The sequence below is a fragment of the Paraburkholderia youngii genome, from assembly GCF_013366925.1.
In the GTDB taxonomy this organism is placed as follows: Bacteria; Pseudomonadota; Gammaproteobacteria; order Burkholderiales; family Burkholderiaceae; genus Paraburkholderia; species Paraburkholderia youngii.
On sequence record NZ_JAALDK010000003.1, the window covers coordinates 354,849 to 380,242 of the forward strand.

Here is a 25,394-nt window from a genome sequence, read left to right on the forward strand (position 1 = left end):
TAAAATCAGCTTGTCAACGCTTGCTCAAAGGAGAGCATCATGCACACACAACAGGTCTCCACACCGTGCGCCGAGGAAATTGTACTGGCGGTGTCGCTTGAGCTCGCAATGGCGAAGTGGAAAGTTGCGCTGCATGATGGCCGCCGCGATCGGCCAGCCGTGCATACGGTCACGCAGCCACAGGCCACATCACGTCTGCAGGCGGTGCTGTCCCTGATTGAACAGCACCGGCAGAAATGGGCGTTGCCGGCTGAACTACGGATTGTCGTAAGCTATGAGGCCGGCCAAGACGCGTTCTGGATCTATCGTGCCTTGCAAGCTCGCGGGATCGAATATTATGTCGTCGATCCCGCGAGCATCCCTGTTGAGCGCCAGAAGCGGCGCGCCAAGACGGACCGGCTGGATGTAATCAGGCTGGTCATCAACCTGCGTGCGTGGCTGCATGGTGAACGCGATCGCATGCGCGCGATCCGTGTGCCGTCACTGCAGGATGAGGCGTCGCGCCACGTGATACGCGATCGTGGGCAACTGCAGAAGGAAGTCCTGCAACACCGGGATCGCATGCGCAAGCTACTGGTCACGCTCGGTTGCTGGGGTGAAGTCGACAGCCGGAAGTTCGCCGCACGTCTGGCACGCGGTGACGTACGGCGCCACGACGGTATGCCACTGCCACTGGAACTGCAGCAACGGCTGCTGCGCGAATGCGAACGACTGGCGCTCGTCGAGCAGCAACTGGCGACACTGGAGAAGGAGCGGCTCGAGAGTCTCCCCGAGTCCGCGCGCGAGCGAATCGATCGCCTCACACGCCTGAGCGGCATTGGGGCCGTTGGTGGCTCGCGACTGGCACTGGAGCTGTTCTGGCGGCAGTTTAGCAACCGTCGCCAGGTCGGCGCTTGCGTGGGCCTCGCGCCTCAGCCTTACGACAGTGGTGAGAGCCAGGTCGACCAGGGCATCAGCAAGCAAGGCAATCGGCGAGTGCGGGCACTACTGATCGAGATGGCATGGTCGTGGATCCGTTACCAGCCAGACAGCGTCCTGACGCATTGGTTCTCGCAGCGAACAGCAGGCACGGGTCCCAATCGTCGCGGTCGCACGACGTCTCGCGATTGCACTATGGCGGTACTTAAAGGACGGCGTAGTTCCCGAAGGAGCATGATTGAAGCACCGTAGATCAGTAGCGCGAACGATAAATCTGTAACGCGGGAGCAAGCGAATACAGTCTGAAGTGAACATGCCCGTAAAAGTGTCGGGTTGCTCCACGCAACCGACTCGTTAGATGGGGCATGTTCCCGATGCTGAATACGGCGTAACGCGCATGCAGGATGAGGCTGGTATCAAGCCAGCGGATAGAAGGTGGTGAGACGTCAAGTCTCACGAGCGCAAGAACCGGCTTCAGACCATCGCGGCTGACTGGCAATACAAACCGTTCGTTCTGTGATGCAGCGGAAGGACTTACACATCAGTCGAGAAGTTAGCTCGATAAGGGCTTGACAAACGACTGCTCATAGAAGGCACTTTTGCTAAGGGTTGCAAAGTGAACGAGCATAAGCACGGAGAACACGACGAAGTGCAAGCCGGCCAGAGTTTCGGGCAATCGCTCGTAGTCTCTTGCCAGTCGGCGGAAGCGGTTGAGCCAGCCGAAGCTGCGCTCGACCACCCAGCGGCGCGGCAACAGCACGAACCCCTTTTTCGCCTCCGGCAGCTTGATGACCTGAAGTTCAATCCCCTCGTCAAGCGCCGCCTGTGCGGGCTCTTCGCCGGTATATCCCTGATCCGCGAACGCCACCTTGACCGTCTGGCCCGTGGCCTGCTGAACCTGACGCGCCAGTTCTCCAACCTGCGCGCGCTCCTGCTCGTTGGCCGGCGTCACATGCACCGCGAGAAGTTGTCCCAACGTGTCCACCGCCATATGTACCTTGCTGCCTTTCTTGCGCTTGTACCCGTCGTAGCCTGCGCGTGCGCCGCTTTCGCACGTCGACAGCAGCGTACGGCCATCGAGGATGACCGCGCTGGGTTGACCACGGCGATCCTGGGCGACCCGGATGATCGAGCGCAAATCGCTCACCATGGCCTCGAAGCAGCCCGCCTGAATCCAGCGTTGCGTCTGCTGGTAGATCAACTCCCATGGCGGAAAGTCATTGGGCAACAAACGCCATGGGGCACCCGCACGTACGATCCAGCGCAGCGCGTTGAACATCTCGCGCAGTTCGTAGCGGCGCTGCAGTGCGTCCTTGTTCATCAAGGTCAGATACGGAGCGGCGAAGTACCACTCTTCATCCGATACATCCGTTGGGTACGGCCTGCGTTTTTTCATTCCGCCAGGATACTAGGGAAGGTCTGCACAACTCGTTTTCAGAGAGTTGGCCGTTTGCCACTTGCGTCGTATCAGCCATGAGAGTCTGCTGGCAGGTTGGTCGCCTGGCTTTTTGAAGCGTGACGACCACTGTTTGCCGAGATTCGCGGCCTGAATCTGCGAGCGTTTCAAGCGTTCCACAAAGCCTTGCGTGCCATCCACAGGTTGCCCAGAGCAAATAGTGTCGTGATCTGGGCGGTGTTCTTCATCAACCCCCGGTACCGGGTCTTCGTATAGCCAAACTGCTGTTTGAGGACGCGGAACGGATGTTCAACCTTGGCGCGGATGCCGGCCTTCAGGCGTTCAATCTGATCGAATATCGCGTCCAGCCGATCGGTTAGGTCCAGTTGTCTGCGCCTGCCTGGTCGCATCGCGACATGCCAGCGAACCGCGCTTACCTGGCAGCGCTTTTCGATACCCTGATATCCGGCGTCAGCGTACACATCCATTTCCTGGCCGTGCAACAGCGCTTCGGCCGCATTGATGTCATGAACGTTGGCGGCTGTGCCGATGACCGTGTGGACCAGGCCCGACTCTGCGTCCACGCCGACGTGCGCTTTCATCCCGAAGTATCATTGATTTCCCTTCTTCGTCTGGTGCATTTCCGGGTCCCGTGTACCAGAGCCGTTCTTCGTCGAAGTGGGTGCGGAAATCAAGGTAGCGTCGACCGCCGACCCCACCTTCAGCATCAAGCCTTTCTCGCTCAGGATCTCATTGACCAGCGTTAGCATCTGCGCAGCCAGGCCGTGCGTTTCGAGAAGGTGACGGAACCGGAGAATCGTGCTCTCGTCCGGCAAACGCGTCATACCCTCGTCCAGCCCAGCAAATTCACGATACAGCGGCACGTCATAAAGCGCCTCTTCCATCGCCGGGTCTGACAGACCAAACCACTGCTGCATGAAGTAGATCTGCAGCATCGTCGCAATAGGAAACGGCGGCCTTCCAGTCTTACCCCTTGGATAGTGCGGTTCGATCAACGCAATCAACCTCGACCATGGCACAACGCGCCTCATCTCATCGAGAAATTCCCGCTTGCGCGTGCGTTTCGTTGAAAGATCCAGACCAAGACCAAGCTGTGTCATCGAGGTACCCCTTAAACCTGCCTTCTCCCAGGATAGTCCACCGAGACGTCAACGCCAGGACTTTTGCAGACCTTCCCTAGGTCTAGCTCAAAGTTCCTAACACCCTCTAGTGCCCCGACGGTGTTCAACGCGGCGCTCGACGACAAGCTGTTTTGAGATCGTCGAGCGGCCACGCTAGCTCCGTTCGACTTCCGACAGAAGCGACTGTGCGCCCCCGGGGTTGCGAAAACCTTGCATCCGACGTTGGCGGCTGTGCGTGGGCTGGTGACTGTTTTAGGCCCGGTTCTTTATCTCTGACGATCATGTGCACCAATTCAATGCCATTGAGCGGAATATGGGCACAACGAAGTATCCTTCAAGTGCGGCGTCAGTCGCGTTGCGCTTGCGTGCATCGGCGGGGTTCGGTCCGCTAAACAATCGCCACTCGGTTGCGACCTTGACTTTTCGCGTGGTAAAGCCGCTCGTCTGCTGACCGAAGTAGTGCGTCAATCGTGCGACCATCCCTGTCGAACTGCGAGATGCCGATACTGACAGTTATCGATACTTTGCGCCCAACTTCACCGGCGAAGGTTGTGCTGGCAGTTGCCGCGCGAATGCGCTCGCCGATTGCGAGTGCTGCATCCAGCGACGTGCGAGTCAGCAGCACCATGAACTCTTCGCCGCCCACGCGTGCTACGCCGTCGTAGGGCCGAATCGCGTCGCGGCATACTCGTACGAATCCCTGGAGCACTGTATCGCCGACCTGATGCCCGTAAGCGTCGTTGACCCATTTAAAATTGTCGAGATCGAGCGCGAGAAGTGAGAATGGAGTGCCGTCTCTCTGTGCGCGAACGACCTCCGTTTCTACACACGCAATGAAATGGCGCCGATTCGCAGCTCCGGTCAACGGATCGGTCGCCGCGAGGTGCGCCAGCTTTTCGTTCTCGCGGTGAACTTCTTTCAGAGCGTTTTTGGCGCGATCCATCTCTTGGGCGAGTCGCGCGTTCAACTCCTCGCGACTATGGATCGTCGCAAATGAACGTGTCGTCAAAAAGGCCTGCGCCACGCCATAGCTGAGAAGGAAGAAGCCGCTGGCGAAAATGACGTGAGCAAGCCACCACATGTGACTCCATGGGCTGCCCAGAAGAAAAGCCACCGACGACAGCGCGAACGACATGCTGGAGATGCCACAGACCAGCATTAGCGGGGACCTAGGCCGACGCAGCATCAGGATAACGACGCTGAGCGTCGAAAACCCGAGCGCCGCAGTCTCCATGACCCGCAGTAGGATAATGCCAGCAACTGTAGAATGGGCAAGAAGCGCAACCAGAACGTCCACTACGAGGAATATTGCGGCCCAGCTTAGCAAGTACTTGGCTCCTGCGCGGCGGTCAGCGGGATCAGACGGCCTGTGATACGACAGAAGCCCAATCAACAACAGAATCGACATCGTTAGACGCGACGCCGGACCATACAACAGGAATAGCCAAATGTTTTGATGAGCGGATCTGGTGAATGCGCCATGGAGCGCATAGATCAATAGAGATCCGAGGAAGCCCAGCGTCATCCATCGCAGCAACGGCTCGCCGGAGGACCGATAGCATTGCCACGACAAGTAGGTGACAAAAAGACCCTCAAACGTCGCCCCTGTGATCGCAATTTCATGAAACGGGTAGTTTTGGAACTTCAGACCCGGGTTTTGAAAGAAATGCAGGTAGCCAATCAGATAGGCGGGAACAAGAGCGAAGGCGACGAGAACCAACTGCGCGTAGCTCCTCGTGATAAACCGCACGAAGGAACGTTGCTTATCAGTCTGCACCGCAGTCGTCGCGCTCATGAATTCACTCCGGTGTGGTCCTTTCAGCCCGTCGTTGCCCACATCGATACAATTGCCTTGCCAGATACGGATTTTGACAGACGAGCCGAATCGATGCGCCATAAAGTTTGCAACCGTCTTTGTATGTTTCCCAATTTTCTATCAAAACGACGGGTTTAAATTCCTACGTTGAATGCGCCCCCGCATGCCGGATGGGGACTGTATAGTCGTCCTTTTTTGGATGGTGTCAGAAAACGCTCCAAAAATGCAAGAACAATAACGTGTACGACTCGTTTTTTGTTGGTGTGCCCGTTGGCGAGAAAACCGGCCTGCTGACGATAATGCCCCGCGCAGACTGCGCCAGACAAAACCGAAAGTTGTCTGATACGCCAGACTGTCGCTTTTCATCGCATGTGCATACCACCGTTGACGGAGAAATCGGTGCCCGTGACAAAGCCAGCTTCATCGGAACAGAGAAATGCCACCAAAGCCGCGACTTCGTCCGGTTGACCGAGTCTGCCGACCGGAATCTGAGGAAGAATTCGTGTTTCCATTACGTCCTTGGGGATCGCCGCAGTCATGGTCGTGGCGAGATAACCGGGCGACACCGTGTTGACGGTAACGCCGTATCGCGCCGTCTCCAGTGCGAGCGACATAGTGAAACCGTGAATGCCCGCTTTTGCTGCGGCGTAGTTGGTTTGCCCGAATGCACCGCGCGCGCCGTTCACGGAGCCGATATTCACGATCCGCCCGAATCCCTGCTTGACCATTCCACCGAGAAATGGCTTCGTCATGTTGAACATGGAATCGAGATTGGTGCGTAAGACCTTATCCCAATCTTCCTTGGTCATTCTTGCAAAGCTTGAATCGCGCGTAATGCCCGCGTTATTCACAAGAATGTCCACCATACCGAATTCGGTGAGCACGCGCTCTGCGCAATGCGCACACGAATCGAAGCTGGAGACGTCGACCTCGAACGCAACGAAACGGCGACCTACATCCAGTTCATGGACGAGCCACGTGGCAACGTGATCGTTGCGCTCCGAATGCGAGAGGGCGACCACCGTGCCTGCATCGTGGAGACGTCGGCTAATGGCGGCTCCGAGACCGCCCATGCCGCCAGTAACGAAAGCAACGCGTTTGGCTGACATGATGTTCCCCTTGTGAGCGAGGCCGTCGGCGGCCGGTGATTGAGTCGATTTACTGAATTGTCCGGAGATTTTCGGCTCCCGACACTCCCCTCGATGAACCATGCCGACCGCCGGTTTTATGCTACGGTACGGCAAGGCCGCGACATTGGCATGCTCTGATTGAAACGAACCTGCGCCGGCCATTGTGTAGGCTCGGGGGCCGATTGCGGCAGTCGCGAGGTAGCTGCGCACCATGGACTGGCATGAAGCCTCGATTTTGTTGCTATCGTGAGCGGCCGAGGCCGCACTACAAATCTCCTAAATCGAAGCGATGTCGCGCCGGACACTCTGCAGTCAACAAGGCTCGTTGCAGGACTTCGCAGAAGAACGCATGCGTTCGCAGCGCAAACGTAAATTTCGCGCCGTACGGATTGAATGGTGTCACGGATTTTCCTCTCATGACGGATTTCCTGACGCGATAAGGCGATCCGCAATTATCCGGTTGGAAGCAGCTGCAAACGCGCACGCCACGATTGCGTGTTCAATATAGGCGTTTCGGTCAACAGCGGGCTTAACATGGATCAATCATCGAAGAGATACCGTTGCCGCACTTGGCAGTGTAGTGTTCCGACCTTCCTCGCACGCTATTCGTCGGGTTCTCTCGGGGGTTCATCTGCCCAGCACGGCTGGTAAATAGGGAGGGGCGCGGCTAGGTTGTGTTATGCCCCTTTGTCAAAGCCTGCAATGTGGATGAGCACAAGCACGGAGAATCCGACGAAACGCAACCAGCGAGGGCCTCGCGCCATCGCTCGTAGCGTCTGCCGCTTCCTGCGGAAGCGGTTGAGCCAGCCAAAGCTGCGTTTGACCAGCGGCGCCAAAAATACACGGAGCGCCTTTTCGCCTCCGGCGGCTTGACGACTTAGTGGTCAATGCCTTCGTCGAGTGGAGAGTGCGCAGGTTCTTCGTCTGTGCACCTCCGGTCGTCGAAAGCCAGTCCGACCGGTGGCCTGCAGAACCCGATGCGCCAGCTTCCCGACCGGCGCGCGCTCCGCTAGTTCGCCAGCCTCACGTGCACGGCAAGCGACTGCCCACGGTATCAACCGCCGTGCGGTGCGCGTCGAGAATGACCGCGCTGTGTTGAAGGCGGTGTTCCTGCGCAACCCGGATGATCGAACGCAGGTCATTGACATAGCCCCGAAGCAGCTTGCCTGGATTCAGCGCCGCGCTGCGTCTGCTGGTAGACCACCTCCCTCAGCTATTGGGTAACAAACGCGACGCTCACCCGCTCTCATAATCCAGCGCAATGCGTTGAGCCCCTCGCGCAGGATGTAGCAGCGCCGTGGTGGGCCCTTACTCATCAAGGTCAGCGTACGGAGCGGCGACGTACCACTGTTCATCTGATACATCCGTTGGGGGCTGGGTTTCTTCTTCTTGCCATGGGTACCAAGCCTGGCGGAAAGGTCATAACGGATTGTAAAGAATATTGAGTTTGAGAGTGTCCCCTATTACTGATGAGGACTGCATGATAATCAACATGGCGGTCTACTCAAGTAGAAAGCTGCGCCGAACGTTGTGATCGCATCGCAAACGAGCTTTCAGGGCAACCTCATCAATGAGTTAATCTCGGGACCAAACAAGGGAGGTGTTAGCAATCGACGCACGTTTCCATGATTTATCGATCCACGAGGTTCTTGTAACAGTGCCTTCATGGTAGCTTGGGTGTGTATTTTGCCGAAGGCAGTCTAACGCGCCATGTCTGTAAGAAAGTTACTAACGATTGACGATATCTAGGGAAGGTCTGCACAACTCGTTTTCAGAGAGTTGGCCGTTTGCCACTTGCGTCGTATCAGCCATGAGAGTCTGCTGGCAGGTTGGTCGCCTGGCTTTTTGAAGCGTGACGACCACTGTTTGCCGAGATTCGCGGCCTGAATCTGCGAGCGTTTCAAGCGTTCCACAAAGCCTTGCGTGCCATCCACAGGTTGCCCAGAGCAAATAGTGTCGTGATCTGGGCGGTGTTCTTCATCAACCCCCGGTACCGGGTCTTCGTATAGCCAAACTGCTGTTTGAGGACGCGGAACGGATGTTCAACCTTGGCGCGGATGCCGGCCTTCAGGCGTTCAATCTGATCGAATATCGCGTCCAGCCGATCGGTTAGGTCCAGTTGTCTGCGCCTGCCTGGTCGCATCGCGACATGCCAGCGAACCGCGCTTACCTGGCAGCGCTTTTCGATACCCTGATATCCGGCGTCAGCGGACACATCCATTTCCTGGCCGTGCAACAGCGCTTCGGCCGCATTGATGTCATGAACGTTGGCGGCTGTGCCGATGACCGTGTGGACCAGGCCCGACTCTGCGTCCACGCCGACGTGCGCTTTCATCCCGAAGTACCATTGATTTCCCTTCTTCGTCTGGTGCATTTCCGGGTCCCGTGTACCAGAGCCGTTCTTCGTCGAAGTGGGTGCGGAAATCAAGGTAGCGTCGACCGCCGACCCCACCTTCAGCATCAAGCCTTTCTCGCTCAGGATCTCATTGACCAGCGTGAGCATCTGCGCAGCCAGGCCGTGCGTTTCGAGAAGGTGACGGAACCGGAGAATCGTGCTCTCGTCCGGCAAACGCGTCATACCCTCGTCCAGCCCAGCAAATTCACGATACAGCGGCACGTCATAAAGCGCCTCTTCCATCGCCGGGTCTGACAGACCAAACCACTGCTGCATGAAGTAGATCTGCAGCATCGTCGCAATAGGAAACGGCGGCCTTCCAGTCTTACCCCTTGGATAGTGCGGTTCGATCAACGCAATCAACCTCGACCATGGCACAACGCGCCTCATCTCATCGAGAAATTCCCGCTTGCGCGTGCGTTTCGTTGAAAGATCCAGACCAAGACCAAGCTGTGTCATCGAGGTACCCCTTAAACCTGCCTTCTCCCAGGATAGTCCACCGAGACGTCAACGCCAGGACTTTTGCAGACCTTCCCTAGGTATTTGTGCGCTCCCGCTCATCGCCAGCGGTGAAGTCTGGCTATCGCCAGTGTCATCCGCGTGGGTATTCGACTAATTCCGCGACTCATCATTTGCGATAGACGTGCGATTGATTACCGTACGGCCTGACGGCCACCCCCGCGGAGTGGGCGTAGATCACTGTCCGAACAAAGCTTGTCCAGGTAGTTACTCGCGCGCACTATGATCTCCATGCGGGTGACGCAGATCTGGCGGTCGTACTCGTTGATCACAGCAGTGAGGTCACCGATTAACTCTCGGGGAACGCTCCACCTTCCGCTGTTGTCGGCCTCGACGATGATATCTTCGAGGTCACGCTTAACGTTTTCAAGGAATTCGATGTCAAGCTTCCCATGTCCTGCCCGAGTGATAAAGCTCGTGATAATTGTGACCTGCAAGGCTACGTTGATCAGAGGATGGTCCCGCTCGCCATTGCGTAGACGCTCAAGTGCGATGCGTGCTCGCAGCACCAGATCAGACGCCTGTTTTCGTGGCATAGGGAGTAAGAGTGCTTTGCAATGCGCTGCAGCCGTTGGTGTCAGCAATGACTGGTGATTTTTGTTGTTGGGCATGTTTGGAAAATCCACAGATTCAATTCGAGACGAATGTTGGGATGAATCGCCGGTAATCAAGATTGATTGTCGGACTTGCCCCTGCGTCATTGTATTGCCTCGTGAAGTCCGCGCGCCCTGCAGCGTTAGCTCGCAGCAACATTCATGTGTGAGAGAGACGGGCTTTTTTGATACCAATGCGAACCGCGGAATGAATCAGGACTCGTACGGTGCTTACCTCTACCGGAAATAGAGTCGCTCGATAATCGCGAGCCATCCTCTTTCCCTTCCTTGACAATGTCGCCGGAATCGGGGTAGGCTTGGGCGTTCTCTCGTGCGATCGGCTAGGAGTTCATATTTTCGCAGATCGGCGCAACGGGCCGGGCCTGACGATCTGGTGGTGGCCTGTCGGCGGACGCGGTTAGACACGTGCTCGTCAGCAACATCACAAAATCCCTCGTTTCGGATGCAGCTGAGATTGACCTCTCGCGCACGGTGCCGACGGCGCCTGCCAAATGCGCGATTCTGCCTAAACGCGTGATCCTGCACTCATCGAAGCACATCGACTGAAGACGATGTGCGACAGATGGTGATTCCGCCAAATTCCTCCGGTTTGAGCGACAACGACAACGGTTTTTATGGTCCCCCCAATCGATCTTATATTTGTTTATGTCGGAGAGTTCTCAATGGATCAAACTTGGCTAAAAGGCAATAATTTTCGTCCCATCTCGGGGACTATTTATTGCGAAATGTCAAACTGACGAAGGATCCTGATCTTGACGCCCACGTCAATTTGACCTTCGAGAACTATAATTTCAACGCTGTGACGTGCACGGAACCATTCGGATCCTTGAGGATGCCGATCGGCTTTGGAAATCGCCCGATCCAGAGCCAATAGGTCGGCGATCTGGGTCTATTCCGACATGACTTGGCGCAGTGCATCCAGTCTTAAATGCTGGCTCGCAAATGGCGGAATGACTTATTCAAGCCTGAAATCTGCATGCCGCGAACTGGCTGGGATCATAGCGGAGTGGGAATACGAGGTTGGTCAGGCAGATTGCGAGGTGTTGGAAGTCTCGAAGGCGACTACAAGATCGATACGATTGGCGTCGGCAATCTCGATGAGCCTCCACAAACCTGATGGCCGTCCGTGTCTGCGACGACCCTTCGGGTGCCGGCGTGTCTGAGGACGCAAGGACTCTTTAAATAGGGATTGTCTTGTTCTCATCAGTAAAACCTAGTCATTACGTGGAAAGCATTGAAATTTTGACCGAGCGCAGAGCGCCGCAATCAGCGCGCGGCGCAGGAAAAAACGCCATGTGCGGGAAACGCTGGAGCTGGGAGCTTCGGTGTCGGCCGTGGTTCATCGGCACGGCGTCAACGCCAATCATTTGTTCGGCTGCCGAAAGCAATGCCAGGAAGGAAGTCTGGCGGCGGAGAGTGTGGGTGAAGCTTTGTGCCCGCATCAGAGTTGGCCGCCGTCGAGCAGCGCCTCGGCACAACACAGGCTACGCAGCCGTCGAATGGCTCTCGGTCAATGGCTTGGCCAATATCGACCACCGCACGCGCAGCCTCGCTCGCCAACTGGGTCTTGAGCCGTCGTCCACCCTTGTGAGGTCGCCGCAGAGCAAATGGCATGACCGAATCGTTCGTGAAGGTTATGAAGCACGACTACGTCGCTTCGTTGGACAAGCCTGACGCACAACCGGCGCTCTCGCGTCTGGCTATCGCGTTTGAACGCTACAAAGAGGCGCCGCACAAAGCCCTGAAATAGCCCTCGCGTCGCGAGTTCAGGCATGCTGCGGCCGTCATCAACCTAACGGTGCCCACGTATGCTGAATTACAGGAGCCACTCCAAGAATTACCCCCGGAGAAATTAGGCTCCGGGAGGGAGCAAGGCGAACGGTGAATGATAATCGACACGGTCTTGCGATGACCGCAAAACGCTGCCGGCGGAACAACCGAGTGAGATGTTGTGACAGTCCGGTGGCTAGTTGCTGCAACTACAGCGCGGCTGGCATCGTGGCCAGTGCCGCGCACAAGGCGTGGCACCGCGCGCGGGCGCGAACGACCGTGGTCGTGGTGGTTATGCCCTTAACGGCATCCAATTTGCTGACCCTACTGCGTCGTCAGTCAGCGAAACTACAAAGGCATTGAGCAAGTTTTGGCCGAAGCAACGCGATGCAAACTACTGATGCTTTGAGACTGATCAAACCGGCACGATAGGGCGTTCGCTATATTCAATTGCATTCGCGACGAGGCGTTCGCGCGTCCAGCGGTCGGTTCAATGTTCCGGATTCGCCTTCGTATGGCGGGTGCGCCGAATCGACGGAAAAAATAGCTGTATCGGACCGAGCGGCGATCCGAGAAGTGATGTGACCGAGCAGCACTGTGCAGTGCGCTGTGGACGAGTGATCGCGTTGTTGAAAACATAGCTGACAGAATGGTAAAGGCGAACCAACCTGGCTAAACCAGATGTGCATTTTCACACTCCGAATATCGGAAATCTGCCGGGGCACGCGTCAAAAGTGCGACATATTGCAGGAATTCACGCAAGCGTATCACCAGCGTGCGATGGGCTTTAGAGTCCATCGCACAGGTGTCGATCTCATAGCGGAGCGCTGGGTCGGTGCCAACACACGGCAAGATTCAATAGAAAGTGCTGCGCTAATGCAAGCCGCCTGTTATGCACCAATAGAATTTCGAGTGGGGTTCTCGCTTTGTCAAAAAAAAATGCCGACACCGCTGCCGATAATCCGCTGATCCCCGTCGCAATGGACCATCACGAAACAGCGATGCATATGAACCGGTCCGCATTCGCCTGTTTACAGGCAGCGCCGGATTCCGTTCGTGGACGAATTCCTACGGACACCGCACACCCGGTCGCTAGTTCAGAGCGCGATGCAGTAATAGAGAAACAACGGTTCGCTGCGTGCCGGAACGAGCAACTGGCGACTCAGGTGGAATTGCGTAGGGAAATCCTCATGCTGCGCGAAGCACTTGCTGAAAGTGACGATCTGAGCGCCCTTCATAAGATTTATCGAGAGAGCGCGGAGAAGCGCGCTGCGGCCGAACGTGAAAGCACACGTGCAATGCGAGTACAACTGAACAAAATGGATGTACTGAATAGAGCGTTGCAAGCGGAAGCAAGTGCGATGGAGCGGGTTTTGAATAATCCTTCATCCTACTTATCGGGTCGGGAGGTCCATCCGCTCGCGGCATTGCAGGGCAAGCGTGTTCTGTATGTCGGAGGGCAGCCCGGATCTCTTTCTGCGATCCAGTGGCTCGTGGAAGCCTCAGGTGGAACGATGGCGCGCGGCAGCGACACGGTGGACTGTGCCGGTTTGCTGGCCGCCGCGTTGCCGGATGTGGACATGCTCATGTTCCCTGCCGACTGTATAGACGACGATACGGTGAAGATGTTCGAGTGGATCTGTGAGCGCAATCGTATCGCGTGCTATCAACTTCGCACGGCAAGCTTGGCAAGTTTTGTGGAACTCATCGAGCGGCTCAGCGCGTTTGCGAAAACGGGTGCTGCTGTGCGCTCCGCGCGCTTTTGCCAGAGGCACGGCTAGGAAGCCCAATGGCAGGCTGCCGAGTTCAACATGCAGCGAAAGGAACGGCGCTGAGGACTGTACGTAAACTCCTGCTATGGGCCAGCCCTGTCTGGCAGGATCTTTTGCTACCCACACACTAAACGAAAATCGAAGGTCACTGCGCGATCACAAAAGGAGAATTGCTATCACGTGACATCGGCGGGCTGCATTATCCTCCGTCGCAACGCCACTTTGGACCGTATGGTGAATGCGATGTTCGTAGCGACCCAACGTACGATAGGAGTTTTGTTTTTGGCGGTTCACGTTTTTGGGGGCTCAGGAAAGACCAATCTCTCTATTCCCGAGAAGAGAGGATGGAAGTTGAGAACGTACACCACTTGGGAACGTCGACGTCCGGTGCAATGTGAAAGCTCTTACTTCAGTTCGATACCGGACAACTTTTGTTCAAAGACGACACGCATCGATCTCCGCGATCACCAGTTAAGAGGTCATCTTATGCAGACAGTGCTTATCGTATTGGCAATTGCTGTATTAGCGTGGGCGGCCGACCAGCACCGTTTTGTTAAGGGCTGGAAAGTGGACGAGCATAAGCACGGGAGAATACGGAGAAATGCTAACCAGCCAGGGTTGCAGGCAACCGCTGGTAGTCGCTTGCCAGACGACGGAAACGGTTGAGCCAGCCGAAGCGAGCCTGTCAGATTTTTAGTGTGCCGAGGTCATGAGACGATAACGGAAATTACGTCCTATGACCGAAGCAACTGTGACCAAGAAGAGCAAGAACCCGAAGGCGCCGAAGCTGTTCCCCGACGAGCTGATCGATCAACTGCTGGCGCAGATTAAGAACAAGGATGCCGAGTCGGTTCTCGGCGAATCGGGCACTGGCCGGGCAACTGAAGAAGCAACTGGCTGAGCGCATGCTGTCAGCGGAGCTCACGCATCACCTGGAGAACGAGGCTGAGCAAGGCAAGGCCGGCAACCACCGCAACGGCACGAGCCGCAAGACGGTCATCACGCCCAGCGGCGAACTGAATCTGGACATTCCGCGCGATCGGCAGGCGACGTTCGAGCCGCAGCTGGTGGACAAATATCAGCGCCGGCTGCCCGGCTTTGATGACCACGTCGTCAGCATGTACGCGCGCGGCATGAGCGTGCGTGAGATCTAGGGCCACTTGCTGGAGTTGTACGGGCTCGAAGTTTCGCCCGACCTTATTTCGACCGTCACCGACGAGGTGCTGGCCGAAGTCGAACAGTGGCAACAGCGTCCGCTCGAGGCGATGTACCCGATCGTGTATTTCGACGCACTTCGGCTGAAGATCCGCGACGAGGGGACGGTCAGGAACAAGGCGGTGTACCTCGCGCTGGGCATTCGGGCCGATGGCCGCAAGGAAGTGCTTGGTTTGTGGATCGAGCAAACCGAAGGCGCCAAGTTCTGGCTGAAGGTCTTCAACGAACTGAAGAACCGCGGCTTGCACGACATCCTGATCGCGGTGGTCGACGGTCTGCGCGGGTTTCCCGAAGCGATCGAGGCGGTCTATCCGGCCGCGCAGATCCAGACGTGCATCGTGCACCTGATCCGCAATTCGCTGAATGTGGCGAGCTGGAACACTAAACTCCTGACACCTGACACCTGACACCTGACACCTGACACCTGACACCTGACACCTGACACCTGACACCTGACACCTGACACCTGACACCTGACACCTGACACCTGACACCTGACACCTCCGCCGAAGCTGCGCTCGACCACCCAGCAGCGCGCAACAGCACAAAGCCCGTCTTGCCTCCGGCAGCTTGATGACTTAAGCTCAATGCCTTCGTCCAGTGCCGCTTGCGCGGGCTCTTCGCCAGTGTATCCGTGGTCGGCAAACGCCACCTTGAGCGTCTGGCACGTTGCCTGCTGAACCTGCCGCGCCAACTCTCTGACCTGCGCGCGCTCCTGTTCCTTGCCCAGCGTCACACGTACCGCGAGTAATCGCCTCGACCTGTCCACCGCCATATGCACGCGCTTGGTTGACCTCGACGGTCCTGAGCAACCTGGATGATGGTGGAACGCAGGTCGCTCAGCATGGCCCCGAAACAGCTTGCCTGAATCCAACGCTGCGTCTGCTGATTGACCAACTCCCACGGTGGAAAGCCGTCGTAATGCTTCAGCCTCTACTGCGACAGCGGCGGGCGTTTGATATACCGGCCAAGGTAGTTCACGTTGCGGATATGGCTGTCCGACGATGGCGCAAAATGGACGATCCATGGCTTGCCGTAGTGACTATCCAGCCAGCGGCTCCACGCCACTTTTGTCGGGCACTACGTTTTCAGTTCCTGCGGCAGAACCAGCGCACCGTACGACTGCCGCAACAGATCGACGATTGCGTAGCGCCACATCGGCATGACCCGTGCCTTCACAAAATACATCGACTTCCACTGCTCGCCGTCGGGCGTTAAGCCCCCGCAGGTCACGCTCAGATGGACATGCACGTTCCATTGCAGGTCGCGCCCGAACGTGTGCTGCGTCGTGAAGATGCCCGGCAGGATGCCTTTGCGGGCCGCCGTTTTTTTGATGATGCCCGCAGCCAGCTGGCTGGGCGCCTTCAACAGCGTGCGGTTCAGCCTGAATACCTCCCACAGCGCCGAGGGCATCGTCAGGGTGATGTGCTGCCAGCGCGTTTGTGGTAGCCTCGCCGATTGCGTGGCGGTCCATTGGTCCGTCGCCTTTTTGCCGCACGTGGGGCAGAACCGGCTCTTGCAGCTGAAGCACACCTTCTTGCGATGCGGGCAGGCTCCGTTCGAGCAGCAGTGGCTCGAGTAGCCCATTACTTTCAGTCCGCAAGCCAGCAGGCGCACCACGTTGTCCACCACCGGCGAGCGGATCTCATGCTCATGCTTTTTGAAATACCGCCGCCAAGCCTCGCCGGTCTGCAGCAGCTGTTTGATCGGACTGACGGATCTGATGATCAGTACCTCCCGTGCGCGACACCTCCGATATAGGTAGCCTGTCCTGCGTTCCGTGATACTGGTCACAGCTGGCAGGTAGCTGTCGGCGAAGGTGGGACACGCACCCCGTGGGCTACGAATAATATCTCGCAACGTTTCGCGACGTTTCTAGAGTCAGTTTCGAGTCCTCGGGTGCGCCTGCGTTCAAACGAATACTCAGGGTTTGCCGTTGCATCGGCTCGCTATATCGCCTTCGGCGGACGCAGGCATGGATGTTCCTTTGCGTAATCTACTACTGGCAGAGGTCCACATGTCACTTCTACAAGAGCAACCATTCACAGCCTATGTCGGAATCGACTGGGCCGACACGAAGCACGATATCTGCGTTCAGGCGGCAGGCGATTCTCGTCGCGAGTCGAGCTGCATTGCGCACCGGGTCGCGGCCATCGACGAGTGGGCACACGCTGCACCGGCGCTTCGGCGGACCAATTGCAGTGGCCCTTGAACTGGCCAAGGGGCCAATCGTCGCTGCGCTGCAGAAGTATGGTTTCCTCGTGCTGTTTCCGATCAATCCGGCAACCCTGGCGAAGTATCGTGAGGCATTCCAGCCCAGTGGCGTCAAGAATGATCCGAAAGATGCGGAACTCGCGCTTGACCTGCTGCTGCACCATCCGGAGCGGTTCGGCCCCTTGAGGCCGCAGAGCGTCGCGATGCGGACACTGGTGAGCCTGGTGGAACGGCGCCGGCAGCTGGTTGGCGACCAGACCCGGCTGACCAACCGGCTGTGCGACACGCTCAAGCAACATTACCCCCAGGCGCTCGAATGGTTCAGTGATCGTGGCACGGTGCTGTTCTGCGACTTTCTCGGCCGTTGGCCGACGCTGCGTTCGGTCAGGCAGGCCCGCACGGCGACCCTTGAAGCATTCTTCCATGCGCACCACTGTCGCAGTGCGAGGCGGATCAGCGCCCGTATCGCATCGATCCGCGAGGCGGCACCGCTGACTGAAGATCCGGCGATCATCGGTCCGTGCCGGCTGCACGTGCTGGCACTCGTTGCACAGCTACGCGCGGTGCTGGCTGCAATCGTGCAGTTCGAGCACGAGATCGCCGCGGTAGCGCCAACGCTGCCGGACTATATGCTGTTCAAGAACCTGCCGGGTGCCGGCGCGCACTCGCCCCCCGCCTGCTGGCTGCCTTCGGCGAGCAGCGGGAACGGTTCCGGAGTGCTGATGAACTGGAGAAGTATGTGGGTATTGCCCCAGTGACCGAGAGCAGCGGGAAACAGAGATGGGTCCGCTGGCGCCTGCAGTGTCCGAAATTCCTGCGCCAGACCTTCGTGGAATGGGCTGCCCAGACCATCCCGCGCTCATTCTGGGCGGGCGCCTACTACCGGCAGCAGCGCGCGAAGGGCAGCTCGCATCACATCGCCGTGAGGGCCCTCGCATTCAAGTGGATCCGCATTCTGTATCGCTGCTGGCAGACGCGCACGCCGTACCACGAGACCATATACCTCAACGTGCTCAGGAAACGCGGGTCACGCCTTCTGGGCAAGCTGGACGCTTAGGTTAAGACCGTGGCCTGCTCATCTATCTGATTAGGGCAAGCCGCGCAGTGGCGCGTCAGGCCGAAGGCGAAGATCGCGGGGAGCCGGTGGGCAACGAGGGAACCGCCGTCAGGCGGCTGTCCACAGCCTCGTGCTGTGGGCAGCGTCGTTGTCCACGGGCGGACGCGGGATGATCGTCATAGCGACGTGTAGACATTGAACAAAAACCTTGACCGCCCTTCTCAGGGCATGACTCTACCATCCCCCGCTCGCGGCCAACGGCGGGCTTGCCTGCGGCGTTGGCCTTCGCATACCGACGGTTCCAGTCGCCGCGCAGCGACTTACCAAAAGCGCGGAAAGCCCCGTCGTTCACGGCGGGGATGGAAAGCGCGGACGCCGCAGGCGTCCTTGACAACGTCAGCATGCTGATATCCTGTGCATATGCAACGACTTCAAGCCTTCAAATTCGAACTGATGCCGACCGGTGAACAGGTGCGCAAGATGTGCCAGTTCGCGGGCGCGTGCCGGTTCGTCTTCAACAGGGCGCTGGCGTTGCAGGTTGAGCGCTACAAAGGCGGCGAGAAGAAGCTCGGATACGCCGGGCTGTGCAAACAGCTCACCGAATGGCGCAACAGCACAGATACGCCGTGGCTGGCCGACCTGCATTCGCAAGTCGGCCAGCAGGCGCTCAAGGATCTGGAGCGCGCCTACACCAACTTCTTCGATGGTCGCGCCAGTTTTCCGCGCTTCAGGCGCAAGGGAGAACGCGATAGCTTCCGGTTTCCGCAGCGTGTCGAGGTCGATTGTGCGAACGGCCGCGTCAGGCTTCCGAAACTCGGCTGGCTGCGCTATCGCAATAGCCGTGCGGTGCCTGGCGAGGTCCGCAGCGCAACCGTGTCGCTGCACGCCGGCAAGTGGTACGTCTCTATCCTCACGACGCGTGAAGTCGAGGCGTCTGTGCCTCACGGTCCGGCCGTCGGGATTGATGTCGGCATCACGCGCTTCGCCACGCTGAGCGACAGCACGTTCATCGCACCGCTCAACAGTTTCAGAAAGCACGAACAGCGTCTCGCAAAGTACCAGCGCCGCATGGGGCGCAAGGTCAAGGGTTCGGCGAACTGGAAGAAAGCGAAGGCCCGTATCCAGCGCATCCACGCGCGTATCGCCAATGTCCGTTCGGACTTCCTGCACAAGGCCTCGGCCACGATCAGCAAAAACCACGCGATGATCGCCGTCGAAGACCTGAAAGTGCGCAACATGTCGAAGTCCGCGTCGGGAACGCTTGAAGCACCGGGACGCAACGTGCGTGCAAAGTCGGGACTCAACAAGGCGATTCTCGATCAGGGTTGGGGAGAGTTTCGTCGGCAACTGGAGTACAAGACGGCGTGGTGCGGCGGATTCTTTGTTGTGGTACACCCGCGCAACACGAGCAGAACCTGCCCGTGCTGCGGCCACGTCTCGGCTGAGAACCGCACGTCTCAGGCGAAGTTTCTGTGCGCCGCGTGCGGATACGAAAATCATGCCGACGTGGTCGGTGCAATCAACATTCTTTCCCGCGGATCGGCTGCATTGCGGGACGAAGGGCAGGACACGGGCGACGCTTCGCCCGGGTGCGCATGCACAGCCCGGATCGCCTGTGGAGAGCCGGTGCAGTCGGGCCGCTCTGTGAAGCAGGAACCCGCCGAAGTGACTATGCATACAGTTTCTCATGCGTAGCGCCGTAGGAATCCTCCCCCTTCCCGCGAAAGCGGCGACCGAAGGTCGAGGGGGAGGAGGATGTCGACTTGTTCTGTAAGGGACTGCCGGGCTTTTCAGGAGCGACTCAACCACATGGCAAAGCGCCGCACGGAGGCGGCGCTTTGCTGACTGAAAAGCTACTTCCACTACCCACACGGAATGCTGACGACACAGTCCGACGTCATGAACGCCGACCCGCTCGCCTTCATCCGGCAGTGGGTCGCGACGGGGCACCTCACTCGTCGTCGGTCGGCGCCAGTTCCCAACCGGCGTTTTCACCGTTGCGGGATAGCGGATTGTCCTCGCCGACATCGGTGGGTAGGTCGGCCGGGGCGAGACTGTAGCTGTAAAGCTCGTACAGCACCTGTTGCATTGGCGTGTAGTAGACGATGGAGCGGCCGACAGGCTCGCCGGAGGAGATGATCCCGATCAGTTGCCGTTCGTACGTGACGACCGGTCCGCCGGAGTCGCCGTTTTCAATGCTCTCGAGCTCGGACGAGTGCGCGGCATTGATGTGCTCATAATTCGGTGTATAAACTCCCGCCTCGACAGACATGCCTCGCCACACGCAGCGGACGCCGGTGCGCCAACCGCTTGTGCAGAACTGTTCATACGGCGCGTCCGCCCACCCGGTAACAGCAAGGCGCGCTTCCTGCCCGGCGCGCGGCATGAAGACCTGGTTATTCGCAAGGGGCGTATAAGTCTGGATCGGACTGCAGAAGGCTGCGCTGTGGTGAGAGGAGGCGCATTGCAAGGACATCGGATTCGGCTTGGGCGATACCCGCACAAGCTCGATGTCCGAGGCAGCCGACTGCCACACGACGTTGCCGATGGCAACGGTACCCACCTGGATGGTCGCGTACATCGGCGCGCAGTGCTTGGCAAGCACGAGCCATCGTGTGGCACGTTGGTAAGGCGTCAGTCTGTGGAGGATGCTCTTGGGCACCAACACCGCCCCTACGCTGCATGATCCAGAGGGAACGCTGACCTTCGAGCCAGAGATGACCGGCAGGACGGCGCGGTCGGGATTGCGAGGCTGCACGACGTCCGGGGTTTGCGCTGTGGCGACCGAGGATGCGAGGTTGGTGGCGATGGCCATTGCGAGGGGTGCCACACGCTTTTTCAGTGGTAGGGTTTTCATCAGGGATCGAGTCCTCTCAGGGATGTCGGGATCGGGGAAAGTGGCGGTTCGCGAGGCCCATTTCAGGCCTCCGGCTCGCCTTCGTCGGCACCATGTCGGCCGGGGCCGCGTCCGGGCCCATCTCGCGGGCTTGGGTTCAGCAGGTTCGTCTGCACGTCTCGCTCCTCAGGGGCATGGATTTTTTGCCACCTTTATCGGCGTTGTTGCATTTAGTCCCCACGCAGCGGCTTACCTTGACGACGAAGGTAGGCACAGCGCTCCAGCACCCGTTCGGGGGAAACGTACCTTTGGTGCAAAAAATGGCGGTTGCGTCCGAAAAGATTCAAAAAATCAAAGGTCCTGAGGCCCGGCGCTGTTATGCGTCTACGCGCTGGGCGACGAACTGAAACGGCTGTGCTTCTGCCGCAAACCCGCCTCGGCACAAAAGGCCTACGAGCAGTGGTTCAAGCAAGCCCGGCAAAGCGGGATTGCCGCTCTGACATTGTTCGCCCAGCGTCTGCAAGGCTATTAGCCGGGCTTGGCGGCCCGTTGCCGGCGTCCGTTCAATACCAGCGTCGTCGAGGACATCAACAACACCATCAAGGTCATTAAACGTCGCGCTTACGGGTACCGCGACGAGAAATATCTCTTCCTCAAAATCCGCGCTGCGTTCCCCGGTAATCCTCGAGGAACCAGAAACTTGCCAGTAAGTCCCTGCAATTCCTACACCCCGATTTCCACCGGAAGCCTGAATGTTCAACATTCCGCGAATTGTTATGAGCCAACTTGATAGAAGCACTGCGTAGATGCGCGGGTCGTGCAGAACACGTCCGCCGAGGACTGCTTGCTCCAGCCTCAGTAATCTCGCTAAGATAAACATCGACTTGGTGAGTCAGTTTGGCCAGCGCACCTTCGCCTCGGACATCGGCCAATGTCACATTTCACCTCGCGCCGCTGATGAATGTGGGATTTCATTTTGTCATTGCCTAGTTTCTCGTAGGCATTATGCGAAGCTCAATGACCAGTCGCTTTGCTCCGCCGCGTGACTCCCATGCCCATCTTCCCCGCCGGGCCCGCAGTAGTAGGTAGAAGTATCGAAAGGGTCCGCAGGACTTGGAATTGAGTACATTTGGATCGGAACCTCGGTAGCCTGCGCCGCCACCCCCATTAGAGCAACGGACAGCAGGCCACCACATAGCACTCGCTTCATATTTTTCATAGACACTCCATATCGGAACACGTTAATACACCGTAATTTATTTGCCCTCGCCGCACTGGCCGCCGCAGGTTACGTATCGTACGAAATTCTCTACGCAATCACTAGAAGGAATGGGTATCAAATATATTGATGCCGATGCTGCTCATCATGGAGGTCGGTGCTGAGGGGTCGCGGCGGGAGCTTGTCGTTCGAGGCATGAGGAAAACCAAAGGTATCCGTACGTCCCCTATCCACGTCTTTGCAGTCTTGGCGGTCCTTTTTCATGATCTTCGAGGTTCCTTTGCCTGCACTAATGCTGGCTTAGGCCTCCTGCCGCTCCCAGTATCCGGCTGTCTGAATTGCTCAGGCACCTCTTCGCGATGCTTCCGGGGTGGCGGAACACGGCCCCTACTACAGGGCTCCCGCATACCATTCATAACGCTTGTGAAGTCGGGGGACTTGAGATTCCCATCAAAGATTTTCCTGTGGGCATAAATTGTCTTTATTTGATATCGCCCCTGCTATTGAGGTATAACGTACGACAGCGGTTTATTGGGGATCAGAAAATGCAGCCTATTCAAAAAATAGGACATTGTTATCACCTAAGCAGTGGTCACTTTCCGCAGAAAAACGTAGCATTGAATGTCTTACTGCGCGTTTTTGTGATGTATATCGACATGGCATTTTGCAACATAGAGGAATGCAGGCAATGACGAAGAGCCGGCCAGTTGCTGTCCAGCATTAACCGTGAAAAAGGGAGTTTCCACACGATCTCACCCCTCAACTGCCGATCGAGTAGCCTGCGTTGCAAAGGTAGGGATATTCGAGTGGAATAGTGGTTCTCAACTGCTGCCGCGGCACATCACAGCGGCTCATCGGCCGTTCCGTTGGAGCGCAGGGAATCCTCGCTAGTCAGTGCCTGATTGTCATATCCAGCGGCAGGCCCTACGATCAACGAAACTTGGGATCCCGCGATTCTTCTGTTGTTCCGTCGACAGTGTGCATCGCCGTTAGTGACCAAATGATAACTACATTTTTCCATCGAACGAAAAGGGAGGCAGCGCGGTCGCGCCACTGTGTCTGTCCTGGCATTCTCCTGCCTGTGGCAGGAGTCAGATCTCTTTTCGTTCCTGTATCGGACAAACCGGGGTGCGAAACCCCATGGAGCCGCACATGAACGTCACAGTCACCTCCTGGCGCCAGCCTTTGCGGCTGGCAACATCATCCGGATCCCGCCGTCAATCGATCTGCCGATCTGACTAGCTTCGATCCGTCGGCATTTTACCGGCAATCTCGCGTGGCACCCGTGTGCCTTCGCATTGGTGCGTTCGGCATTTTCCGCCCCAATACCCCTTCTTTTTGATCATGAACCAACTTCACTACTGCTCGGTGGCCGGCGCATTGCTAGCGCCCCTCAGTTCTACCTGCTCAGCCCAAAGCGTCACGTTATACGGTGCACTCGATGCGGGCCTCGCCTACGTCAGCAACGTGGATGGACATGCGCAATATCGCGCGACGTCGGGATTGATAGATGGCAGTTTCTGGGGCTTGCAAGGTACCGAAGATCTGGGCGGCGGAGCCCGAGCACTTTTTCGCATGGAGCGTGGCTACTCGGTGACCTCGGGCGAAGGATTCAACGATCGTCCGATGTACGTGGGACTTCAATCCGAGACCCTCGGTACGCTGACCCTCGGCCACCAATACGACCTGATTCACGACTATTTCGCGCCGTTCACGCTGACAGGGGGAACCGGCGGTACCGCGTTCGCGCATCCGTTTGACAACGACAATGCCAACAACTCCTACCTCGCCGCGAACTCCGTCAAATATGCAAGCGCCTCTCTGAACGGGTTCAGCTTCGGCGGCATGTATGCATTCTCCAACACTGCAGGCCGGTTCGCGCAGAACCGCGCATACAGCATTGCTGCGAACTACGGCAATGGCCCATTCAATGCCGGTGTCGCATGGATGCACAACAACGGACGCGGCCTCAACGAGGTCGGTGCCTACTCGCCATCGGCATTGCCCGGCAGCGGTCAGGCAGTGATCGACGCCAGTGTGCAAAAGCAGGATGCGGTCGCCGCCGGCGCGAGTTATGCGCTCGGCGATGTGACTCTGGCAGGGGCGTGGTCGCGTTCGATCTACACAGGCGTTGCCGATGCGGACAGCGGCAGCGTTTTGCCGTCGATCGGGTTCAGTAACTACGAGATCAGCGCGGTCTGGCAAGCTTCGCCCGCCCTCTCGCTAGCGGGTATGTACGTGTTCTCCGACGCTTCTTCGGCGCATTGGCACCAGGGCGCGCTGCAGGCCGTCTATCAGCTGTCGAAGCGTACGGACGTGTACGCGGAGACGATCTATCAGCACGCGTCATCGGGCGCGCCTGCCGTGATCAACATCAACGATCCGTCAAGCAGTCAAAACCAGTTGCTCGTTGGCACGGGCATCCGGCACCGCTTCTAGGGCTGGATGATGTCGGCTTACGACGCCGCGAAGCGCGCAGCACACGACGCTACTCCGCAACCAGTTGTTCGTTTTGAGCTGAACCGGTCGCTTGCCGGATAGAACGGACGCTGCATATGCGGTCAACGACTCGGCGCGCCGCGCTGAATTCGCCCGTCAAGGCATCGACTTCCGTGTTGAACGGCCGGCCGCTGCCGATATCGAAGCGCGGCGCAAACGCCGCTGCGGTGTTCCCCCTTTTGCTGGCCGCTCTCGTCAAATGAATTGAAAAAATTGCGACTGACACGCAGTTGTCTCTAAATCTTTGGGCGTTGTCGCCGGTTTTGCATAGCCGGGGTGGCCGGTTACTGCTCGATGAACATGCGCCACTCCGGGAACTGCTCGAAAAAGCTCTCGCCCACATAGACATGATAGACAACGGGCGAATTCGTGCTCGACAAGGTAGGGGGCGTACTGAAGGTGGAAAGCCCTGGGTCAATGCCGCTGGTGCTCGCCCATGCAGTCAAATCGTCCAGCAGGTTGCCCGCTTCGTCGCGCGATACTCGCAATTTGATCGGCTTCATCGCCAGTTCCGCAGATGCTCAAGATCGTCGGATGGATATCATAATCGAAGCGCCGGGTAAGTCATACGCGGGGCAACCGGGAGATGCCCGTGGTGCTCGATCGCGCGCTTTCCGGCATTCGCCTACCTCAGGCAGGTCCGCCGGCTCCTCATTTGATCGCGGTCCGTGTCAGCCGAACAATTCGCGGGATTGGTGCAGTGCAGCAAATGGTGTTACATTGCTAGCCTTTCCTCCTCGCGCGCCACGTTTTGCGCTTCCCTATCGCACGCTGGTTCTGCGGGCCGTGTTCATTGCCCGTTGCGATCCTTCATCTCGTGCCTGCCCCGCAGCCGGCAACCGCTGGTTTCGCGATCGCCGGGCAAACCCATTCAGGAGAATG

At 57.9% G+C, this 25,394-nt stretch carries 10 protein-coding genes and 9 pseudogenes; 9 read left to right on the top strand and 10 right to left on the bottom strand.

The window, feature by feature from the left end; genetic code table 11:
* The first annotated feature begins 39 nt into the window (after positions 1-39).
* Positions 40-1,156: pseudogene (locus G5S42_RS40225) on the top strand (IS110 family RNA-guided transposase).
* 315 nt (positions 1,157-1,471) lie between these two features.
* Here the strand turns inward: G5S42_RS40225 and G5S42_RS40230 are convergent.
* The 6 genes and pseudogenes from G5S42_RS40230 to G5S42_RS40255 form a co-directional block, all read right to left on the bottom strand.
* The gene (locus G5S42_RS40230) at positions 1,472-2,314 is read right to left on the bottom strand and encodes an IS5 family transposase (RefSeq protein WP_176112252.1); all 843 of its coding nucleotides are present in this window, start codon (positions 2,312-2,314) and stop codon (positions 1,472-1,474) included.
* A 167-nt stretch (positions 2,315-2,481) separates the two neighbouring features.
* Positions 2,482-3,435, bottom strand: a pseudogene (locus G5S42_RS40235) (IS5 family transposase).
* Positions 3,436-3,844: 409 nt separating this feature from the next.
* Positions 3,845-5,251: a GGDEF domain-containing protein gene (locus G5S42_RS40240; RefSeq protein ID WP_176112253.1), complete on the bottom strand. Its 1,407-nt coding sequence runs from the start codon at positions 5,249-5,251 to the stop codon at positions 3,845-3,847.
* Positions 5,252-5,634: 383 nt separating this feature from the next.
* The gene (locus tag G5S42_RS40245) at positions 5,635-6,381 is read right to left on the bottom strand and encodes a beta-ketoacyl-ACP reductase (protein WP_176112506.1); all 747 of its coding nucleotides are present in this window, start codon (positions 6,379-6,381) and stop codon (positions 5,635-5,637) included.
* 1,921 nt (positions 6,382-8,302) lie between these two features.
* A complete protein-coding gene (locus tag G5S42_RS40250; RefSeq protein ID WP_176112254.1) occupies positions 8,303-9,256 on the bottom strand; it encodes an IS5 family transposase in 954 nt (317 codons plus the stop codon).
* A 194-nt stretch (positions 9,257-9,450) separates the two neighbouring features.
* A complete protein-coding gene (locus G5S42_RS40255; protein ID WP_246392502.1) occupies positions 9,451-9,927 on the bottom strand; it encodes a hypothetical protein in 477 nt (158 codons plus the stop codon).
* A 1,298-nt stretch (positions 9,928-11,225) separates the two neighbouring features.
* Here G5S42_RS40255 and G5S42_RS45930 point away from each other — a divergent pair.
* The 4 genes and pseudogenes from G5S42_RS45930 to G5S42_RS40275 all read left to right on the top strand — a co-directional run.
* Positions 11,226-11,333 (top strand): annotated as a pseudogene (locus G5S42_RS45930) (hypothetical protein); the annotation flags it as partial.
* 44 nt (positions 11,334-11,377) lie between these two features.
* Positions 11,378-11,680 (top strand): annotated as a pseudogene (locus tag G5S42_RS40265) (IS3 family transposase); the annotation flags it as partial.
* A gap of 946 nt (positions 11,681-12,626) precedes the next feature.
* Positions 12,627-13,481, top strand: coding sequence for a DUF2325 domain-containing protein (locus G5S42_RS40270; protein WP_217710333.1), 855 nt, complete (start codon positions 12,627-12,629; stop codon positions 13,479-13,481).
* 727 nt (positions 13,482-14,208) lie between these two features.
* Positions 14,209-15,073 (top strand): annotated as a pseudogene (locus tag G5S42_RS40275) (IS256 family transposase); the annotation flags it as partial.
* 119 nt (positions 15,074-15,192) lie between these two features.
* Here the strand turns inward: G5S42_RS40275 and G5S42_RS46090 are convergent.
* Together G5S42_RS46090 and G5S42_RS40290 are read right to left on the bottom strand one after the other, a co-directional pair.
* Positions 15,193-15,599, bottom strand: a pseudogene (locus tag G5S42_RS46090) (transposase); the annotation flags it as partial.
* 21 nt (positions 15,600-15,620) lie between these two features.
* Positions 15,621-16,481 (bottom strand): annotated as a pseudogene (locus G5S42_RS40290) (IS91 family transposase).
* A 223-nt stretch (positions 16,482-16,704) separates the two neighbouring features.
* On the opposite strand from G5S42_RS40290, the pseudogene G5S42_RS40295 reads away from it, so the two are divergent.
* Both G5S42_RS40295 and G5S42_RS40300 read left to right on the top strand, forming a co-directional pair.
* A pseudogene (locus G5S42_RS40295) lies at positions 16,705-17,958 on the top strand (IS110 family RNA-guided transposase).
* Between the two features lie 420 nt (positions 17,959-18,378).
* Positions 18,379-19,653 carry an RNA-guided endonuclease InsQ/TnpB family protein gene (locus G5S42_RS40300; protein WP_176112258.1) on the top strand — a complete coding sequence of 425 codons (1,275 nt, stop codon included), beginning with the start codon at positions 18,379-18,381 and terminating at the stop codon, positions 19,651-19,653.
* A gap of 256 nt (positions 19,654-19,909) precedes the next feature.
* On the opposite strand, the gene G5S42_RS40305 is transcribed toward G5S42_RS40300, so the two are convergent.
* The gene (locus G5S42_RS40305; protein ID WP_176112259.1) at positions 19,910-20,815 is read right to left on the bottom strand and encodes a trypsin-like serine protease; all 906 of its coding nucleotides are present in this window, start codon (positions 20,813-20,815) and stop codon (positions 19,910-19,912) included.
* 352 nt (positions 20,816-21,167) lie between these two features.
* On the opposite strand from G5S42_RS40305, the pseudogene G5S42_RS40310 reads away from it, so the two are divergent.
* Both G5S42_RS40310 and G5S42_RS40315 read left to right on the top strand, forming a co-directional pair.
* Positions 21,168-21,482: pseudogene (locus G5S42_RS40310) on the top strand (transposase); the annotation flags it as partial.
* 1,875 nt (positions 21,483-23,357) lie between these two features.
* A complete protein-coding gene (locus tag G5S42_RS40315) occupies positions 23,358-24,452 on the top strand; it encodes a porin (RefSeq protein WP_176112260.1) in 1,095 nt (364 codons plus the stop codon).
* A gap of 344 nt (positions 24,453-24,796) precedes the next feature.
* Here G5S42_RS40315 and G5S42_RS40320 read toward each other — a convergent pair whose 3' ends face one another.
* On the bottom strand, positions 24,797-25,015 hold the full coding sequence (locus G5S42_RS40320) for a hypothetical protein (RefSeq protein WP_176112261.1): 219 nt from the start codon (positions 25,013-25,015) through the stop codon (positions 24,797-24,799).
* Positions 25,016-25,394 lie beyond the last annotated feature (379 nt).

Excerpts from the sequence above, each read along its gene's own strand:
- G5S42_RS40250 (WP_176112254.1), bottom strand. The coding sequence starts at position 9,256 with ATGACACAGCTTGGTCTTGGTCTGGATCTTTCAACGAAACGCACGCGC.
- G5S42_RS40240 (WP_176112253.1), bottom strand. The coding sequence starts at position 5,251 with ATGAGCGCGACGACTGCGGTGCAGACTGATAAGCAACGTTCCTTCGTG.
- G5S42_RS40305 (WP_176112259.1), bottom strand. The coding sequence starts at position 20,815 with ATGAAAACCCTACCACTGAAAAAGCGTGTGGCACCCCTCGCAATGGCC.
- G5S42_RS40255 (WP_246392502.1), bottom strand. The coding sequence starts at position 9,927 with ATGCCCAACAACAAAAATCACCAGTCATTGCTGACACCAACGGCTGCA.
- G5S42_RS40230 (WP_176112252.1), bottom strand. The coding sequence starts at position 2,314 with ATGAAAAAACGCAGGCCGTACCCAACGGATGTATCGGATGAAGAGTGG.
- G5S42_RS40315 (WP_176112260.1), top strand. The coding sequence starts at position 23,358 with ATGAACCAACTTCACTACTGCTCGGTGGCCGGCGCATTGCTAGCGCCC.
- G5S42_RS40300 (WP_176112258.1), top strand. The coding sequence starts at position 18,379 with ATGCAACGACTTCAAGCCTTCAAATTCGAACTGATGCCGACCGGTGAA.
- G5S42_RS40245 (WP_176112506.1), bottom strand. The coding sequence starts at position 6,381 with ATGTCAGCCAAACGCGTTGCTTTCGTTACTGGCGGCATGGGCGGTCTC.
- G5S42_RS40320 (WP_176112261.1), bottom strand. The coding sequence starts at position 25,015 with ATGAAGCCGATCAAATTGCGAGTATCGCGCGACGAAGCGGGCAACCTG.